This is a genomic window from Alkalihalophilus pseudofirmus (genome assembly GCF_029094545.1).
Lineage (GTDB): Bacteria > Bacillota > Bacilli > Bacillales > Bacillaceae_D > Alkalihalophilus > Alkalihalophilus pseudofirmus.
The window spans coordinates 3723390-3740097 of record NZ_CP117835.1; the positions used below are offsets into that span (position 1 = coordinate 3723390).

A 16708-nucleotide genomic window follows, 5' to 3' on the forward strand; every position below is an offset into this window, starting at 1 on the left:
TGAAGGAGAGTGATAGTATGCCTGTTGGTTTAATTGTATTATTCAGCCTTGCCTTGTTCATTATCCTGGCGATGACCCTCAGTTATGCTTCTAAACGTGTGCAAGTCAAGCATGCGCAGAAACATCATGTATCTTCTGATGTTCCTGTTCACGGCAGCAGTTATAAAGACAATGCCTCTTGCAGCTATTCCGGAGATTCCAGCAGTTCATCTGGCGGAGGCAGCTGCGATTAGAACTTTTGAGAAATATCATCATAAACCAAGCCGACAGCTTATTGTCAGCTTGGTTATTTAAATTTAGCCGGCATTCTACATTTAATGAAATCAAAGGAGTACCACCAAGGATATAAGTAATCTACTGCTTCCAACGAGAGTTTTTTCATTTTTGTTGAAAAATTGGTTTAAATAGTTCTAGCTATCTTTAAATAAGTGCATAATTCTGCTTTGATTTCACAGCTGAAAGGTATATAATTTTAAAAAAGCGCTATAATTTAAAATAAGGCAGGTGATTAACGATGAAATACGAGAAGCTTTCTAAGGTTTTTTATAAAGATGGGGAGCAGTTTTTTGAAAAGGAAATTGAAAGAAGAAAAAATTGTTATGGAAGCTACTTAACCTCTCTTTCCATACAAGGCTTTCGTAAAGGACGTCTTTTAAATGAAACGTACAAATTATTTTACGTGAACACGCATAAATTAATGGCATTAAACAATCAAGTATTATTAAACAGCTCTAAAATTACTACACTTGTCAGTAAGCTGCCTCCATATGTCATCGAACCTTATTTTCAGAAATTAATTGTCAACGAAGCGCAAAGTAACAATGAAATCGAAGGAATTAGAAGTACGAAAAAGCAATTAAAAGAGGTTTTAAATGATTTAAGTAAACCAGATTCAAAGCACAAACGTTTCAGAGGGTTAATGAAAACCTACTTCTTTATATCACAAATTAAGCCCTTTAAAGATATTACAGACTTTAGAAAACTTTATGACCAGCTTGTCTCTGATGAAATTAATCAAGAAGATGAACCTGACGGTAAATTATTTCGTAAAGGTTATGTAGAAGTTAACGACGGAACCTCAACTACACATATTGGACTAGAATCTGAAACTAAAATTATTGAGGCACTGCATTCTCTCATCCGTTTTCTAGACAATGAAGACCACTTAGAGTTATACAGATATATGGTTGCTCACTACTATTATGAATACATCCACCCATTTTATGACGGAAACGGGAGAACAGGACGCTTGTTAGTTTGTAGTTATTTGTCCAGGTATTTAGATAGATATTCAGCTATCACTTTCTCCTACGCAGTTAATAAAGATAAATCGAAATATTACAAAGCGCTCGAAGAAATCCCTTCGCCTTTAAATAAAGGTGAGACTACTTTTTATTTAATTGACATGCTAGAGCTGCTTAAAACAGGACAAGAAGGAATCATTGAGGACTTGGAACTTAATCTAGCAAAATTAGAACGGATTCAAACCTACTTCCAAAGCGAGAAATGGGCAGAAAAAGGAGAAGCAAGATATCTATTGCAATTAATGACCAGTTTACATGCTTTCGTAGACGATGATACATCAATGTCTGTCACAGAGTTAATGGAAATGTCAAAAAGCACTAGATATAAAATAAATAAAATTATGCTGCATTTAGAGGAAGAAGACTATGTTGAATTAGTGACCCAACGCCCTAAAACGTATAAAATACGGGAAGAGTTTTTAGAGTCTGTTTTACTTTAATAAATTAGAATAGGGCTTCATAATCTCTTCCGTTTCCAATATCTTGCTGCGTTTGTGCGAAATAACGCTGCGTTTGTTCGAAATAACTAAAATGTTATTCGAAATAACTGTGACTTTGTTCATATAATCGAGAAATTTGTTCGAATTAACGAACCGTACTTAAGAAAATCACTAAAAAACCAAGCTGGCACCTCTCTCCCAGCTTGGTTTCATCGTTTTCAGCTACCCTATCTTATCTTTCTTCAACATTTCTTCGTTCTTATCATACTTTCCTTGTAACATTTGGCTGAAGAAGTAGCCTCCGATCACAAACCAGCCGATGAGGATTGCCCACTCTGGACCGATTAACGCTGCTGGCATTCCCGGCAGATAAATAATAATAAATCCGACACTCAACACCGCAGCAATCCAGCCGATAACCGGCGTTCTTCCTGATTTATAAGGACGCTCCATTTCTGGCTCTCTCTTACGCAGAATAATAAAGGCAATCGCCACCATTAAATAGGCAATGACAATAGCCGGGCCGCCGCTGTTTACAAACCAGACTAAAGCAGGCCTTCCGAGCAACGGACTGACAACCGCTAATGCTCCGATAAACAGGATCGCATTAGATGGTGTTTTGTATTTCGGGTGCAGCTTGCCGAACCACTTTGGCAGCATATTTGACTGAGCCATCGCATACACCACGCGGCTTCCCCCGATAATAAACGCATTCCAGCTTGTTAAAATCCCGGCTACCCCGCCGATGATCAGTAAATTTCCAAAGAGTGCAGAGCCAAATAATGTCGCCATCGCATCCGCTGTTGCTAACTGCGTAGTTGCGAGTGCTTGTCCATCTAGTGCGGATGCAACGCCAATCGCAATAAGAATATAAAATCCAATCGCACATACAACCGAGAAAATTAACAGCTTGCCGATATCTCTTGGCGGGACATTGGCTTCCTCTGCAGTTTGCGGAATGACATCAAATCCTATAAATAGAAACGGCACCATAATTAAGACAGCCATGATTCCTGCTGGTCCATTTAAGAATAGAGGCTCAAAGTTCGCACGCTCGCCGCCTATCGCTGATCCAAAGATCAGCATAAGTCCCATCAAAATCACGCTTGCTGTTAAAATAACTTGGATCTTCGCTGCCGGCTTCAGACCGAAATAGTTAATCGCCATAACGAAGATCGACCCGCCAACCCCAACTAATACCCACGAAGCATAGACATCCCAGCCGGCGATCGTCCACATATAGCCGACTTGATAATTCGGAAACAGATATTCAATGACTGTCGGCAAGGCTACCGCTTCGAAAGCTACGACTGAGACATACCCCAACGTGATCGCCCATGATGCAAGAAACGCTGCCTTGTCTCCCATTGCTCTATGTACATAAACATGTTCCCCGCCGACTTTCGGCATGGCTGAGGCGAGCTCGGCATAAGTCAGACCGACAAATGTTACGAGTGTTCCTCCAATTATAAAAGCTACTACCGTTCCAAGTGATCCTGCTGAAGTGAGCCAGCTTTCTGATAATACAACCCAGCCCCAGCCAAGCATCGCACCGACAGATAACACAAATACATCCAATCGAGATAGTACCTTATTTAACTCTGGTTTCTGATTAAACAAATATACCCACACCCTTCCTTCTTATGCTCCCGATATTCTCTTTCTCTCCTAACCATCTCTCTATGTACTAGACTAATAAGTGCAAGAAATGTGCCAAATTTCCGACAAATAAGATCAAGGCTGCACAGCATCAATCAATTAATTTTTAAATCATCATCCGCATATCATGATTTAATTATTGATTATTCTGATGATTTAATCAATAATTAAATTAATAAAAGCTGGAGGTACTCATTATGGATCAAGATTTATCCCTCATCCTCGCTAAAATTATTGAGACATCAAACAACAATATTACGATTACGGACCATAAAGGAATCATTCTTTTCTCAAACCCAAACCATTGGACGATGTATGGGCTTGAAGCAGACGCCTATATCGGCAAATCCGTTTACGAGCTAGAGGAAAATGGGGTGCTCTCTCCCTCGATTAATGCACTCGTGTTAAAGGAAAAAAAGGAAGTCCGCGTGCTTCAGCAGACAACGTCAGGCCGGGTCGTTATGTCCACCGGCTACCCCATTTTCAACAAAGAAGGATCACTGCAGTATGTGGTCAGCTACAGTCAGGATCAAACGGAAATTGTTAAACTTCAAGAACAGTACGATCAGCTTCAAGTAAAAATTGAGGGCTTCCAAACCGAGGTAGAAGAACTCCGTGAAAAAGAAGCTAGCCATCATCCGCTGTTGTTTCGCAGCGAGTCGATGCAGCATATTTTCTCAACTCTCCATCGAATTGCCGCAACTGATGCGAGCATATTATTCCTTGGAGAGTCCGGGGTCGGGAAAAGTACGCTCGCTCGCCATATTCATAATCAAAGCGAGAGACATAAGCAGCCGTTTATTGAAGTGAACTGCAGCACGATACCAGAGACATTATTTGAATCAGAGATGTTTGGATATGAGCCGGGTTCTTTTACCGGCGCGCATAAGAACGGAAAGAAAGGCTTAATTGAACAAGCAGACCAAGGCACCTTATTCCTCGATGAAATAGGCGAGCTGCCGCTAGCAATTCAAGTGAAATTGCTGAAGGTCTTGCAGGAGAAGAAGTTTATGAGGGTAGGCGGGAAAGAGGAGAAACAGGTCGACTTCCGCTTAATTACGGCCACCAATCAACCGTTAAAAGAAATGGTGGATCAAGGGACCTTTCGTTTTGACCTCTATTACCGGTTAAACGTGATTCCGATCAAGATCCCGCCGTTAAAGGAACGTCAGGATGATATCACGATCCTCTTGCAGCATTACTTGCAATTGATGAACGAAAAATATAAGACGGCAAAAAAGCTTGCCCCAACTACTTATGATCTGCTTCATCACTATGAGTGGCCTGGGAACGTACGGGAAATGGAGAATGTGATTGAAAGGCTCGTCCTCACCATTGAAGAGCCAACGATCCTCCCCCATCACCTGCCAAGTGAGATCAATAACGCCACTCATGAATACGTGGCACAGCCAGTAACAAACCTCTTGCCCCAAATGGAGATAAGAGATATGAAAGAAGCTGTGGAGCATGTGGAGATTCAACTACTAAGCCGCGCGCAAAGCGAATGTAAAACGACGTATGAGATGGCGAAGTATCTCGGCATCAGCCAGCCATCGGTTATTTATAAGATGAAGAAGTATAAGGATAGGATATAACGTAGGTAAGCAGAAAAAACCGAGCTGTCAATCCACGACAGCTCGGTTCTTCATTTAATTTCCTCTGACCAACATATTCAACCTAATAAACCCTAACCGAAACCTTCACCAAATAATGATCCATCCCTTTAACAGATAGCTCATCTAACAGGATATCCTCATAGAAATAACCTCTCAATTTGAGTTGATGCTCCTTGGCATAGCTGACTAAGCGGTTGTAGGTTTCGTTCATACTTGAATACCCTTTATTGTGATAGGCCACCAGGTACTTCCCTTTTTCCATCGTGTGGTTCGCAAAAGTTGGTTCATCCACTTTGGTGTAAAGATAGTCATAGTTGCCTGTTTCTCCTTTTAGGATATGATCGACACTCGTCATCCAGCCTTCAGAAGCGGACGGAGCAATCTCATGTTCTTCTAAATAATTATAATGAAGCTGCATCGAGTCATAGATGTTTTTGATATCGTTTGTAGAGGGTGTCGTATCCGTCACGACAACGAACTGATCCTTTTCTTTATACTCCATCAACACTTCTTCTGTATTTACTTCTAAGGCTTCCTTTGTGTCACTTATTTTATCAACGACCAGTTTTCTCATGGTTTCGAGTTCATTAATTTTCTTCGTAAGAACCTTTTCCTTTTCCTCAAGTAAAGAAATCAATTGATCTGGTGACCTGTGATCTAGAAATTGTTTGATCTCTTTTAACGGCATATCTAATTCTTTTAGCATAAGAATGACATAAAAAACATCGGCTTGATAGATGGAATAATACCGATAATTATTAGATGCCACATATTCCGGTGAGAATATGCCAGCTTTATCGTAATAAAACAACGTATCTTTATTGACGTTCAGTAATTTTGCAAATTGACCAGTCGTCAAATGAATGTTGGGATTAATGCTCATAACCCGTTCGCCTCTCTTCTAAAAATACTGATAGACTTTTCTCTTCTTGAATAAAAAGAAGGCACAAACCATAATCGATAGAAATTCTGCTAATGGAACAGCTATCCATATTCCATTGACTCCTATGATAAATGGCAATGTCCAAAGTGCCGTTAAAACAAACACCAGCGTTCTGAGTAAGGAGATGATTGCTGAGATCTTCCCATTTGATAGAGCTGTAAACATCATAGACGTAAAAGTGTTTACCCCTAAAAACAAAAAGCCGATAGAAAAAATCCAAAATCCACTTTTCGCTATTTCGTATACCTCAGTTCCTTTCCCTGCCATGAGTTGAATGATATAGGGTCCAAGTAAAAGGGAAGATACGAACACCACAAGGGAGCTCACACCAATAAAGATCATACTGTGCTTAAAAATTCGTTTTAATTGCACGATATTTTGACTTCCATAATTATAACTTATGATCGGAGCGACCCCTACAGAGTACCCCATAAAGAAAGGAGTTAAAACAAGCATGACATAAAGCATGATCGTCACAGCGGCTACTCCTTCAACTCCTATAAACTCAAGCATTAACAGGTTAAATGCCAAGGTGACGACCGAGGTAGAAAGATTTGTAACCATTTCAGAAGAACCGTTGATACAGCTTCTTAAAAGGATGTTCCATTCAACCTTACATTTAGTAAAGTAAAGATGGCTGTTCCTGCTTACAAAAAAGTAGAGGATGCCGAGGACTGCCGGGATGATGATTCCTATTGCAGTCGCTAAAGCCGCCCCTTTAATCCCCATCTCCATGACCACAATAAATAGATAGTCGAGTACGATGTTTGTACTGCCCCCAATTAAGGTGATCACTAAGCTCAACTTAGGCTTCCCTGCTGTTACAAATAGCATTTCAAACATCACTTGGACGATTAACAGCGGACTAACCAATAAAATGATTTTCGCGTAAGTCAACGTGTAATCGAACAATGAAGCACTTGCTCCAGCTCCAAACAATTCTAATAATGGACGAATAAATAGTGACCCTGCTAGCATGATGATCAAGCCCAGCACAAACCCGCTTAATACGATAAACGTAAAATGACTTCTAGCTTCCTGATACTTATTTTCACCCATCTTTTTTGCAATCAGAGCACTGCTTCCAGTGCCAAGCATTAAGGCAATGGCAAAGATCAGGGCATAGATCGGCATAAATATATTAACCGCAGCCAGTGCAGTCGAGTTCACAAAACGCGCTACAAAGATCCCATCAACGATCGTATAAATGGATACAAAAATCATGACGCTGATCGTTGGCGCAGCATAAGCAAGCAGCGATTTCATTGTATGTTCTTTTTCAATTCCTGTTGTGTTATTCATCTGACCCTCTCCTATAAATCGCAAATTCCAATACTCGTATCTTAGAGTATAGAGTTACTCCATAGTCAAGGGTCATAGCGTAAGTTTATTCCTATATGCAGATAAGCGCAGCACTCGGCCATGTGGATGCCGGGTGCTGTGCTTTTTTAGGGCGACAGAGCGGCTGTTTTTTCCAGTTTCTTGCTCCATTTGTTCGAAATAATGGTATTCTTGTTCGAAATAATGAGGAGGTTGCTCGAAATAACTTGAAATGTGTTCGAAATACCGAGGAACATGTTCGAATTATCCCTCCTCACACTCTCCAAATGCGGCGTTTTCACCCGATCCGCAAAAAAAGATCCGAGCTTTGCATAATACTCTGCAAAGCTCGGATAGAAGTTAATCATTTTTGCTGTTATTCTCCTCTAATTTATCAAGTAATTCTACTAAATTAGGGTCATTAATATAATTTTCGATCATTATGATTCTTGAACTGTCAATTCTAATTCTTGCACGTTCTGCGAGGTCTTTGTGTACGACAACGAGGTCTGAATCTGTCGGTACATCCTCAATTCTGAAGTGCTTGACTTCAATATCAGTTATATCCTTCTTTTGCAGTTTCTTTCGGAACGTAGTCGCACCTAATGCACTGCTTCCAGCCCCGGCATCACATGCAAATGAAATTTTATTAATCTTTTTGTTAGTCTCTGTAGTTTGGTTAGCAGAAAGAACGCCTTTACCTTCTTGTTTCATCGATTTAGATTTAGTGATGGATTGGTCTAATGCCTGCTCGTCGTCATCGTTTTTGCCCAATTTCAAAATAATAGATGTTACAACGAAGGAGACGACTGTCGCAACCAGCACCCCTAAAATGATTCCTAAAAAGCTTCCTCTTGGCGTCAATGCGAGATAGGCAAAGATTGAACCAGGACTCGGCCCTGCTACTAAACCAGCATCAAATAAACTAAACACAGCTATACCAGACATCGCACCTGCAATCATCCCAATAATTGTAAGTGGTTTCATTAATACGTATGGGAAATACAGTTCGTGAATCCCACCAAAGAAATGAATAATGATGGCACCTGGAGCTGTTCGTTTCGCAATCTTTCCTCCGAAGAATGTGAACGCTAACAATAATCCTAGACCCGGTCCTGGATTCGATGCAACAGTGAAGAAGATCGATTTCCCAGCGTCTAGAGTAGCCTGCATTCCCAATGGATAATAGATCCCTTGGTCAATGACGTTATTTAAAAACAACACCTTAGCCGGCTCATTAATGATTGATAATAACGGCAGAAAACCTGTAGCTACAAGTGCTTGGATGGCTGTTGTAACACCTGTGTTCGCTGCTTCAATTACCGGTCCGATAAAGAGATAGGATATAATCATTAAGAAAAATCCAAGGATCCCTATCGAGAAATTGTTAACGATCATTTCAAATCCAGCTGGAATTTTATTATTAATCGCAGCATCAAACTTCTTAATGATCCAGCCGCCTAAAGGTCCTACAATCATAGCCCCTAGAAACATCGGAATTTCTGATCCGACAATTAACCCGATGGTCCCTAGAGTTCCCATTACAGCCCCTCTATGACCGGCGACCATCATCCCACCTGTAAAGGCTAGAAGGATTGGCAATACATAATTAATGATTGGTCCAACCATTTCAGCAAGATGTTCATTAGGAAGCCAGCCTGTTGGAATGAATAGAGCGGTTAAAAAACCCCATGCGATAAAAGCACCTATGTTAGGAAGGACCATATTTGTTAAAAAGCCGCCAAATGCTTGTACTCGAGCTCTTACAGATGGTTGCTTTTTAGTGTTTGCCACTTCTACTTCTGTGTTGGCCATTCTCAACACCCCCATAATATATAAAACATGTTTAACCCCGTGCTGATTACTCAGCTTGATCGATTAATTCGATTACTTCTTCTTCACTCGATGCATTGAGAAATTGCTCCATAATGTCATCATCCACAAGCAGCGAAGATAAATCAGAGATTAAGTCTAGGTGACCTTCGCTGTCTTCTGCAGCAAGAACCATCAGGATGCTAACTTCCTTTTCCTCTGGAAATTTCACCGGTTGTTCTAACTTCAACATAGAGATTCCTGTCTTGATGACGCCGCCCTCATTTTTAGCATGAGGAAGAGCAAATCCTAGAACAATCACGATATATGGTCCATTTTCATTGACGTTATTAATCATGTCGTCAATATATTGAGGGTTGATATTGCCCCCTTCTAATAGAGGGAGAGCAGCTTGCTTGATCGAATCTTCCCAAGAGTCAACCTGTTCCTTAAATTGGATCTTTCCTTTTAAATATGAACTTAACATGATGTATTCTCCTTTTTACCTTTTTTAAATTCTGCATAGCAGTCACAAATGGATTGTACCACTGATTCATTTTCTATCTTGGTGTAGTGAGAAACGGCGCTTTTTATCCCATTCTTTTCAACGAATTCTTGTAGTTCTTTTGCTTCGTTATCAACAGGCGAATTGAATAAGAAAGCAGCAGCTATCACCTTTTTCAGTCCTTCTATCGACTTTCCAGAATGATTCAGCTCAATCGCCGGTCTCACGATTCGTTCATCCTGACCGACCTTTCTGATAGGCGACCTGCCGACTCGTAAAACCTCATCACGTACATTTTTATTTTTAAATCGTGCGAGAGTTTCTTCTATAAATACAGCCATCTCTTCTCGATCGACGCCGAATCTGTCGCTGATATACTCTGCAGATTCTGCCATCGCAGCTTTTACCGCCGCCTCAATGCTTGGATGATCCAGGGCATCTTGTATAGTTGTTTCGCCTTCGATAAAGCCTAGATACGCGGTGGCTGCATGCGCCATATTCACAACATATAGCTTTCGTTCAATAAATAGAGTTAAATCTTCCACATAAGTTGCCCCGTTAATCTCCGGAAGCTCGTGATTCATCATTTCAGTTTGGTTAATAATCCAATCATAGTAGGGTTCCACTTGCGCATTATCAGCGTCGTCACTAAGTGCGAGTCGATCAATCACTGAATTAGGAAAACCGACAAAAGAACGAATGTCTTCAAATTCCGATTCAGTAAGCCTTTTCTTAATTTCTTCTTTTAACAGAGAAGAGGCATTTAACGTATTTTCATTGCTGATCAGATCTACTTTTGTTTTGTTCCGTTTCGAACGCTGTACAAGAGCTTTGCTCAGCACATGAGAGATTTTCGATAAATTGTCCACCCCTACTGACGTTGTGATGATATCCGCATCAATAAGTGCCTCAATCACTAAGTCCTCTTGCTCTATTGAGTTTAGTGCCTCTACTGGAGAAACTGTATACTGTGTACGGGTCTCATCCAATATGCCTATTGTGTACGATTTATTATCATTTAAACGATCAATCATCGGCCGGTTAACATCGACAAAACAAATGTGATAGCCCGTTTGATGAAGCAGATATCCTATTAATCCTCTTCCAATATTACCAGCACCGAAATGTACTGCATTCATGGTACACGCCCCCTTGTTTACAGTGTTTTCTCTATTCAAGATTGGCATGGTATTGCCATAATGCTTTCATGTCTACGTCCCGGTCTCGTACGATAGTTAGAGCGACCGCATCTCCGAGGAGCAATAAGCTTTGTTCAAATAAACTCGTCATCGGCTGCACTGACTCAACTTCTCCCGGAAGATGCAGCTTCGTTTGTACAGGAATTCTTACAAATAGATCTGAATATTCACTCATAGAACTTTCAGGATTGGCCCCTATATGCGCTACAGTCGCATTATATTTCTTTGCTTTTTGCGCGATGATTAAAGGAAATGCTGTTTCTCCGCTTCCTGATCCTACGATGAGTAAGTCCTTGTCTGTAATTGCCGGCTCAGTAATCTGCCCGACAACGTATGTTTTCACCCCGAGGTGTGCAAGTCTTTTAGCGATTGACTTTAAAGACAATAGCACTCTGCCTACCCCGACAAAGAACACTTGATCAGCCTTGTTGATTTCCTCGACTAAGCGTTCCACCTCATCGCTCTTGATGTTCTCAAATGTAGTAGTTAATTCTGCGATAATATCCTTTGTGCTGCCGCTGAATTGGCTCATGATCTAATCGCCTCCTCGTTTAATCCTTCTGCTATCCGCATTTCCATAATCGCTTTGTTTTCTTTTAAGCTATTGTTTTTATCGTAGAAACTAGTGCTTCCGGCAACTAACATATCTGCCCCTGCTCTCACTAGATTCGGTATCGTATCAAACGAAACTCGGCCATCTACTTCAATTTTGGTTGATAAGCCTCGCTCTTTGATCATTCGTGCCATATCTTCTACCTTCTTCGCAGCATAAGAAACCTGTTGTTCCCCTTTGTCTGTTGCAAATCCAGGATTAATCAGCATAAGCAAAACCGTATCACATTCTGGCAGTACATAATCTAGCACAGAGATTGGCGTGGCAGGATTAAGCGCGATGCCGACTTTAATATTATTTTTTTTAATTAATTTAATGTAGCGGTCTACATGGCTTTCCTTTTCAATATGGAAGGTAATTTGCTCCACTCCCAGGTCAATCATTTCTTCTATAAAAAATTGATTATTCGTTGACATGATATGAACATCAAATTTTAAGTTCGTTACTTTTCGTAATTGTTTAATCGTATCAAGGCCGAGTGGCATGCTTGGACTGAAATGACCGTCTAGGATATCGATATGAAGGGTATCAATCCCCTCATTTTCTACTTTCTTAATGCTCTGTTCTAAGTTACATAGATCAGCACACATAATAGATGGATAGATCTCAACATTCCTTTGCATGTATATGCCCCTTTCTTCTTACTTTTAATCGTTACCCCCATTATATAAGTTTTAATGACAAAGTAAAGCGTTTTCTTGCATCTTTTTAATTTTTATTGCGTTTTCTTGCGCGTTTTCAGAAAGTTGTATATGGTATAATAAAGGAGAATGAAAGGGGTTATCATTATGTTAAAAGAGGAACGCCAACATAAAATTTTGCAAATACTAAATGACGAACATAAAGTGATTGCACGTGACCTTAGTAAAAGATTGCAAGTTTCAGAGGATACCGTCAGGAGAGATCTTAAGGATCTAGATAATCAAGGATTAATTAAACGAGTGCACAGCGGCGCCCTGCGAATTGGCCCGCCCGTTGTAGATTTCTCCACTAGACAAGGAATATCCAGCGAAGCAAAAAGTAAGTTAGCCGTTAAAGCGCTAGACTTTATTAAAGATAATATGGTTATTTTAATAGATGGGGGTACGACCAATCTTCAGTTAGTCAATCAACTCCCAAAATCCCTAAAAGCGACGATTATCACAAACAGCCCTCCCATTGCTATGGCACTCAATCAACACGACTCACTTGAAGTGATCATGATCGGAGGCACTTTGTTTAAAGAGTCGATGGTGAATTTAGGTATTGATACAGTAGAAGCTTTAAATTCAATCAGAGCAGATCTATATATTATGGGAATCTATAAAATTGATCCTCAAATAGGCATCAGCGTCCCAAGCTTATCCGAGTCTTTGGTTAAACGGAAAATGTGCGAGGTTTCAGCAGAAATTATCGGGTTAGTCACCCCAGATAAGTTGATGACGATGTCAAACCACATTATCTGTCCAGCAAACAGCTTAACGTATCTCATCACGGAAAATGTAAAATACGACATTAAACAGATGTATCAGCAGCAAGGGATTAGTGTAATTGATTGAGGTTGTTAGAGAGCAGGAAAGGAAGAGCGCAGCGAGGTTTCGCTGCTCTTTTTTAATTGACGCTGCTTTTTACAATTAATTACAGCCTTTATTCGAATTAATTGGATTGTTGTTCGAATTATTCAGCAGGTTATTCGAATAATCTGCGAAGCCGTTTGAATAATGAAGAAAGCTGTTCGAATTAATCTAAAAACACCTTAAAAGAGCACTAAAAAAGGCACCACCCCACTACTAGGTGATGCCCCAACCAAAATCTTACCATTACACTATTAAAGTTAATGGAGTTATAACTATATCATACCCATTATTCATTAATATAGAACATAAAATCACAATAAAATAGTCCCTGAACCTCACTAATAAATGCCAGTGAAATAAGCCTGTGAACCTAGTAAACCCTAATAGTGATATCAAAACAGTCACTTTCTCTACACTAAAATACATATAATAGATTTACAATTGAATAAGAAAAAGCAGCAACCATGTATTGGCTGCTGCTTTTCAACTTTACCAAACTACTCAATCCCTGTATATTTCACTGGAAGAGTCGCTTGGATTTGGTCTCCTGCTGATAGGTTAATGATGTATTCTGATAGATAGAAACTATCATCTCTGCCTAGGATGATGTTTGCTTTCCTGCCATCGTTAACAAAATAGTTGCCTGATCCGCTGCTTGGCTCGACCTTGTAGCGTCCTTCTTCAAGATCCTCTCCGACCGTGAAGTAGCCTGCTGGTAATGTACGAGGTTGCTCTTGCTTCTCCAAAATCCCTTCGTTCAACTGATCAAGCTTCGACTCACTATCAGAAATCTTTTGCATAACGCCAGCTAACGACGCTTCTTGTTGACCAATTTCTTTAGCCAGATCATTCTTCTCGTTTTCAATATTTTCTTTATCAGAAACTAGAGCTAGTATCTCTTCATGCTCTTGGTTTAATTTATCCAGCTTTCCTTTTTCGCCAGCTAGCTGTTTATTCACCTGCTCTAGTTCCTCATTTGCTTCCTTAATCTGTATTCGAACGGAAAGTAATTCGCCATCCATTTCCTCGTATTTCACTTTCTTATCACTCAGCTCCACTGCAGCATTTCCATGTCCTACGCCATAACTTAACAACGCTATTACAAGTAACAACACTACAGCTGAACCGCCTATGATGCGTTCTTTCTTACTTAATGATTGAAATCTTTCTTTTAATTGATTCATAGTTCTCCTCTAAATATGTAAAAGTATGTATAGATTTACACCGAACTAGTAGTATATATGATATGAATGACTAAATATATAGGCTAAAAGTCGTTAGATTAATCTCAATACGAGTGGTGATAGATACCATTCCTTGGTATGATTAACTGCGTATTGGAGGTTAGAGAATGTTACGTTGGTCTAAAAAGAAAAAAGTAATTGTGAGCCTCATTGCTGCTGCAGCTCTTGTCTTTAGTTTTCTTTTCTTTATCAGGTATGTGCCTACTGGATTTGTAAATGCCTATACGATTGCTGAACACAGGGAAGTAGTGAAAATTGATAGGGTTTCAACTAGTGGATGGGGATCACCTGCAACCTACAGAGTTCAGTCTCTTAGAAATCCCAAGCTTTGGTTTACCGTTAAGGTGGCGAGGTCATCTATTTTAGAACTGCCGCAAAGTGTTATAGAGGATACATACGAGGACGGCCAAACAACCTATCATGAGCAAATGAAGCTTGATACGGTTACCGGAGATATTGAGGAATTAGGTTTTCATGGGATCGATGAAGAAGATATCATTTTAGATTTTCTCCCCACTCACCGGAATGAAGACGGAGTAAGTCTTAAAACGCTCAGCTTAATGAGTGAAGATAAACTGAACTTTAGACAGTTTAAAGAGGAAGAACTTCCGAGAATCTACCAGTTGCTGGCTCTCATCCACAACAGTGGTGCAGCTGTTTCTCGGATCTATATTGATGACGAACAAACACTATCGCGCCTTCGTTTTGACGGTTATGTATCCACCACACCGCTTTCCCAGGAAGAACTGTATGATTATCTTAGAAAAACAAATCGGGAAATAAGCAACTATGAATCGCAGGTGAAATGGGAAAGTGAGTTTGAGAAAGTAGAAAATGAGCGGTTCACATTTGGGTTTGATTCTACAGACCTTATCTATCAATGTACCGATTTTACTGATGAGAGCATTTGTAACGAAATTTATTTAACTATTCGATATGAGCATAACGGTCTCACTTCGGAAAATGAGCACCTAGTAGCAGATGTGTCTGTCATCCTCAACTTAGTCGAGGATACGATGACGGAGCTAGAATCATATGAACTCTTTTTTGTAGAAGAGCTTGATAACAATTGGTATAAGGAAGTCCGTTTCACGAATGAAGAGCGCGAGCAGTTTGAGTCGGTGGAGCAGTTAGTTGAGGAATTGTTTTAGAGCAGCAAGAGGGTTGCTGCTCTTTTTTGTACTAGCTTAATTCCCCGCAAACATCTGCGTATAATATCTGCTATAACCTTTCGTACCGCTATGATAACCGATCCCTATTCGGTGAAAACGGTCGTTAATCATATTACGGTGGTGTCCGGGGCTGTTGATCCAGCCGTTTGTCACTTGCTCGGCGTCTGTATAGCCGGCTGCAATATTTTCTCCCGCTGTGCGGTATGAAATATTGAACCTATCCATCATCTCAAAAGGGGTTCCGTAAGTCGGTGAGTTGTGGGCAAAGTACCCTACATCATGCATGTCTTTTGACTTTATCCGAGCGACATTACTCAATTCTACATCTAGGGCGAGCGGCGATCTGTTATGCTTTTGGCGTTCCTCATTTGTTAAGATAAAGATTTCAAGCTCAGTATTTGAGATTTGATTTACGTCACCAATTACTTGATAAGGAGCCAGCCTTTGCAGCAGCGCTTGTCTCGTCGGATCTACTGGCTTCGCTGATGAACCACTCGATATATAAACTGTTTTACTTATATTATCCCACCTGACATTGGCACCAAGAGCTTCTCCAACAAAACGAAGAGGCACAATCGTTCTTCCATTCACGGCTTTGGCTGCGACGTCCAATTGATGAGACTGTCCATTTATGAAAGCTTGCCTAGAACCAAGCGTCAGCTCGACTGTTTGAGTTCCTCTTGTAGCGGTAATTTTCTTTGTCGTGTTGTTGTATGCTACATTCGCTCCGAGAGATTCAAAGATTCCCCGCATCGGAACGAGTACTCTACCATTTTCTACTACAGGCTGCTGGTCATAGACTTGTACATTTCCATTCAGAACAACTGATACAGGCTGTGCGCTCGTACTGTTTGCACCAATAAGAAATAGAACCATCACTAAACTCATCACAAACATCAGCTTAACTCTACCCATAAAATTCCTCCTAATAAATGATTTACCTGATTACTAGTATACTATATTGGGAGGGGACTACACGGTGCTTTTGCCCCATGCCAAGGTGTCAATCGAATCGTTAATTAATCCTAAAGAAGTTTTCAAGCCAAGATTTCGGTTTTAAAACTTCTATCCAGGACCTGATTTAGGAGTATTTGCAGTATCAATTAATTTTTTAGTTAACTGTAGCAGCTAGATTAGACAATTTGATTCTGCAATAAATGCACAAGTTTCTACCCTGATTATTACACAACCTACTTCCTAACCTTCTACCCTGCGCAGTTCCCCATTATTTAAAGAAGATATATATAATAAAAATTAATAATAAACACTCACCCCCAAGCAGCCAGCCACCATATTCGCTTAAAGAATTGTAAAAATAACCATTT

General features: G+C 40.2%; 15 protein-coding genes. 5 read left to right on the forward strand and 10 right to left on the reverse strand.

All coding sequences use genetic code 11. From position 1 onward, the window contains the following. The first annotated feature begins 17 nt into the window (after positions 1 to 17). Entirely contained in the window at positions 18 to 233 is a 216-nt protein-coding gene (locus tag PQ478_RS19480; RefSeq protein ID WP_289235267.1) for a hypothetical protein, read from the forward strand. Between the two features lie 281 nt (positions 234 to 514). Continuing rightward, positions 515 to 1744: a Fic family protein gene (locus PQ478_RS19485; protein ID WP_289235268.1), complete on the forward strand. Its 1230-nt coding sequence runs from the start codon at positions 515 to 517 to the stop codon at positions 1742 to 1744. Positions 1745 to 1966: 222 nt separating this feature from the next. Here PQ478_RS19485 and PQ478_RS19490 read toward each other — a convergent pair whose 3' ends face one another. Next, entirely contained in the window at positions 1967 to 3364 is a 1398-nt protein-coding gene (locus tag PQ478_RS19490) for an APC family permease (protein ID WP_289235269.1), read from the reverse strand. 236 nt (positions 3365 to 3600) lie between these two features. On the opposite strand from PQ478_RS19490, the gene PQ478_RS19495 reads away from it, so the two are divergent. Next, on the forward strand, positions 3601 to 4998 hold the full coding sequence (locus tag PQ478_RS19495; protein ID WP_289235270.1) for a sigma-54 interaction domain-containing protein: 1398 nt from the start codon (positions 3601 to 3603) through the stop codon (positions 4996 to 4998). Positions 4999 to 5080: 82 nt separating this feature from the next. Here PQ478_RS19495 and PQ478_RS19500 read toward each other — a convergent pair whose 3' ends face one another. The 7 genes from PQ478_RS19500 to PQ478_RS19530 form a co-directional block, all read right to left on the reverse strand. Further along, entirely contained in the window at positions 5081 to 5902 is an 822-nt protein-coding gene (locus PQ478_RS19500; RefSeq protein ID WP_289235271.1) for a MerR family transcriptional regulator, read from the reverse strand. Positions 5903 to 5920: 18 nt separating this feature from the next. Then, complete coding sequence (locus PQ478_RS19505; RefSeq protein WP_289235272.1) at positions 5921 to 7264, reverse strand: MATE family efflux transporter; 1344 nt, start codon at positions 7262 to 7264, stop codon at positions 5921 to 5923. Positions 7265 to 7642: 378 nt separating this feature from the next. Next, the gene (locus tag PQ478_RS19510; RefSeq protein ID WP_289235273.1) at positions 7643 to 9097 is read right to left on the reverse strand and encodes a PTS mannitol transporter subunit IIBC; all 1455 of its coding nucleotides are present in this window, start codon (positions 9095 to 9097) and stop codon (positions 7643 to 7645) included. Positions 9098 to 9143: 46 nt separating this feature from the next. Further along, complete coding sequence (locus PQ478_RS19515) at positions 9144 to 9581, reverse strand: PTS sugar transporter subunit IIA (RefSeq protein ID WP_289235274.1); 438 nt, start codon at positions 9579 to 9581, stop codon at positions 9144 to 9146. Then, positions 9575 to 10738 (reverse strand): mannitol-1-phosphate 5-dehydrogenase, encoded by a 1164-nt coding sequence (locus tag PQ478_RS19520; protein ID WP_289235275.1) that lies wholly within the window; start codon positions 10736 to 10738, stop codon positions 9575 to 9577. Before PQ478_RS19520 ends, PQ478_RS19515 begins: the two co-directional genes overlap by 7 nt. A gap of 31 nt (positions 10739 to 10769) precedes the next feature. Then, a complete protein-coding gene (hxlB, locus tag PQ478_RS19525) occupies positions 10770 to 11330 on the reverse strand; it encodes a 6-phospho-3-hexuloisomerase (protein ID WP_289235276.1) in 561 nt (186 codons plus the stop codon). Then, positions 11327 to 12034 (reverse strand): ribulose-phosphate 3-epimerase, encoded by a 708-nt coding sequence (locus PQ478_RS19530; protein ID WP_289235277.1) that lies wholly within the window; start codon positions 12032 to 12034, stop codon positions 11327 to 11329. Before PQ478_RS19530 ends, hxlB begins: the two co-directional genes overlap by 4 nt. Before the next feature lie 165 nt (positions 12035 to 12199). On the opposite strand from PQ478_RS19530, the gene PQ478_RS19535 reads away from it, so the two are divergent. Then, positions 12200 to 12949: a DeoR/GlpR family DNA-binding transcription regulator gene (locus tag PQ478_RS19535; protein WP_289235278.1), complete on the forward strand. Its 750-nt coding sequence runs from the start codon at positions 12200 to 12202 to the stop codon at positions 12947 to 12949. Between the two features lie 515 nt (positions 12950 to 13464). Here the strand turns inward: PQ478_RS19535 and PQ478_RS19540 are convergent. Beyond that, the gene (locus PQ478_RS19540) at positions 13465 to 14151 is read right to left on the reverse strand and encodes a coiled-coil domain-containing protein (protein ID WP_289235279.1); all 687 of its coding nucleotides are present in this window, start codon (positions 14149 to 14151) and stop codon (positions 13465 to 13467) included. A gap of 167 nt (positions 14152 to 14318) precedes the next feature. Here PQ478_RS19540 and PQ478_RS19545 point away from each other — a divergent pair, with 167 nt between their 5' ends. Next, the gene (locus PQ478_RS19545) at positions 14319 to 15362 is read left to right on the forward strand and encodes a hypothetical protein (RefSeq protein WP_289235280.1); all 1044 of its coding nucleotides are present in this window, start codon (positions 14319 to 14321) and stop codon (positions 15360 to 15362) included. Positions 15363 to 15398: 36 nt separating this feature from the next. On the opposite strand, the gene PQ478_RS19550 is transcribed toward PQ478_RS19545, so the two are convergent. Next, entirely contained in the window at positions 15399 to 16298 is a 900-nt protein-coding gene (locus tag PQ478_RS19550) for a stalk domain-containing protein (RefSeq protein WP_289235281.1), read from the reverse strand. Positions 16299 to 16708 lie beyond the last annotated feature (410 nt).

What these genes read in the sequence shown, in the direction of transcription:
- PQ478_RS19480 (WP_289235267.1), top strand. Translation starts at nt 18, where the DNA reads ATGCCTGTTGGTTTAATTGTATTATTCAGCCTTGCCTTGTTCATTATC.
- PQ478_RS19485 (WP_289235268.1), top strand. Translation starts at nt 515, where the DNA reads ATGAAATACGAGAAGCTTTCTAAGGTTTTTTATAAAGATGGGGAGCAG.
- PQ478_RS19495 (WP_289235270.1), top strand. Translation starts at nt 3,601, where the DNA reads ATGGATCAAGATTTATCCCTCATCCTCGCTAAAATTATTGAGACATCA.
- PQ478_RS19500 (WP_289235271.1), bottom strand. Translation starts at nt 5,902, where the DNA reads ATGAGCATTAATCCCAACATTCATTTGACGACTGGTCAATTTGCAAAA.
- PQ478_RS19505 (WP_289235272.1), bottom strand. Translation starts at nt 7,264, where the DNA reads ATGAATAACACAACAGGAATTGAAAAAGAACATACAATGAAATCGCTG.
- PQ478_RS19510 (WP_289235273.1), bottom strand. Translation starts at nt 9,097, where the DNA reads ATGGCCAACACAGAAGTAGAAGTGGCAAACACTAAAAAGCAACCATCT.
- PQ478_RS19515 (WP_289235274.1), bottom strand. Translation starts at nt 9,581, where the DNA reads ATGTTAAGTTCATATTTAAAAGGAAAGATCCAATTTAAGGAACAGGTT.
- PQ478_RS19520 (WP_289235275.1), bottom strand. Translation starts at nt 10,738, where the DNA reads ATGAATGCAGTACATTTCGGTGCTGGTAATATTGGAAGAGGATTAATA.
- hxlB (WP_289235276.1), bottom strand. Translation starts at nt 11,330, where the DNA reads ATGAGCCAATTCAGCGGCAGCACAAAGGATATTATCGCAGAATTAACT.
- PQ478_RS19530 (WP_289235277.1), bottom strand. Translation starts at nt 12,034, where the DNA reads ATGCAAAGGAATGTTGAGATCTATCCATCTATTATGTGTGCTGATCTA.
- PQ478_RS19535 (WP_289235278.1), top strand. Translation starts at nt 12,200, where the DNA reads ATGTTAAAAGAGGAACGCCAACATAAAATTTTGCAAATACTAAATGAC.
- PQ478_RS19540 (WP_289235279.1), bottom strand. Translation starts at nt 14,151, where the DNA reads ATGAATCAATTAAAAGAAAGATTTCAATCATTAAGTAAGAAAGAACGC.
- PQ478_RS19545 (WP_289235280.1), top strand. Translation starts at nt 14,319, where the DNA reads ATGTTACGTTGGTCTAAAAAGAAAAAAGTAATTGTGAGCCTCATTGCT.
- PQ478_RS19550 (WP_289235281.1), bottom strand. Translation starts at nt 16,298, where the DNA reads ATGGGTAGAGTTAAGCTGATGTTTGTGATGAGTTTAGTGATGGTTCTA.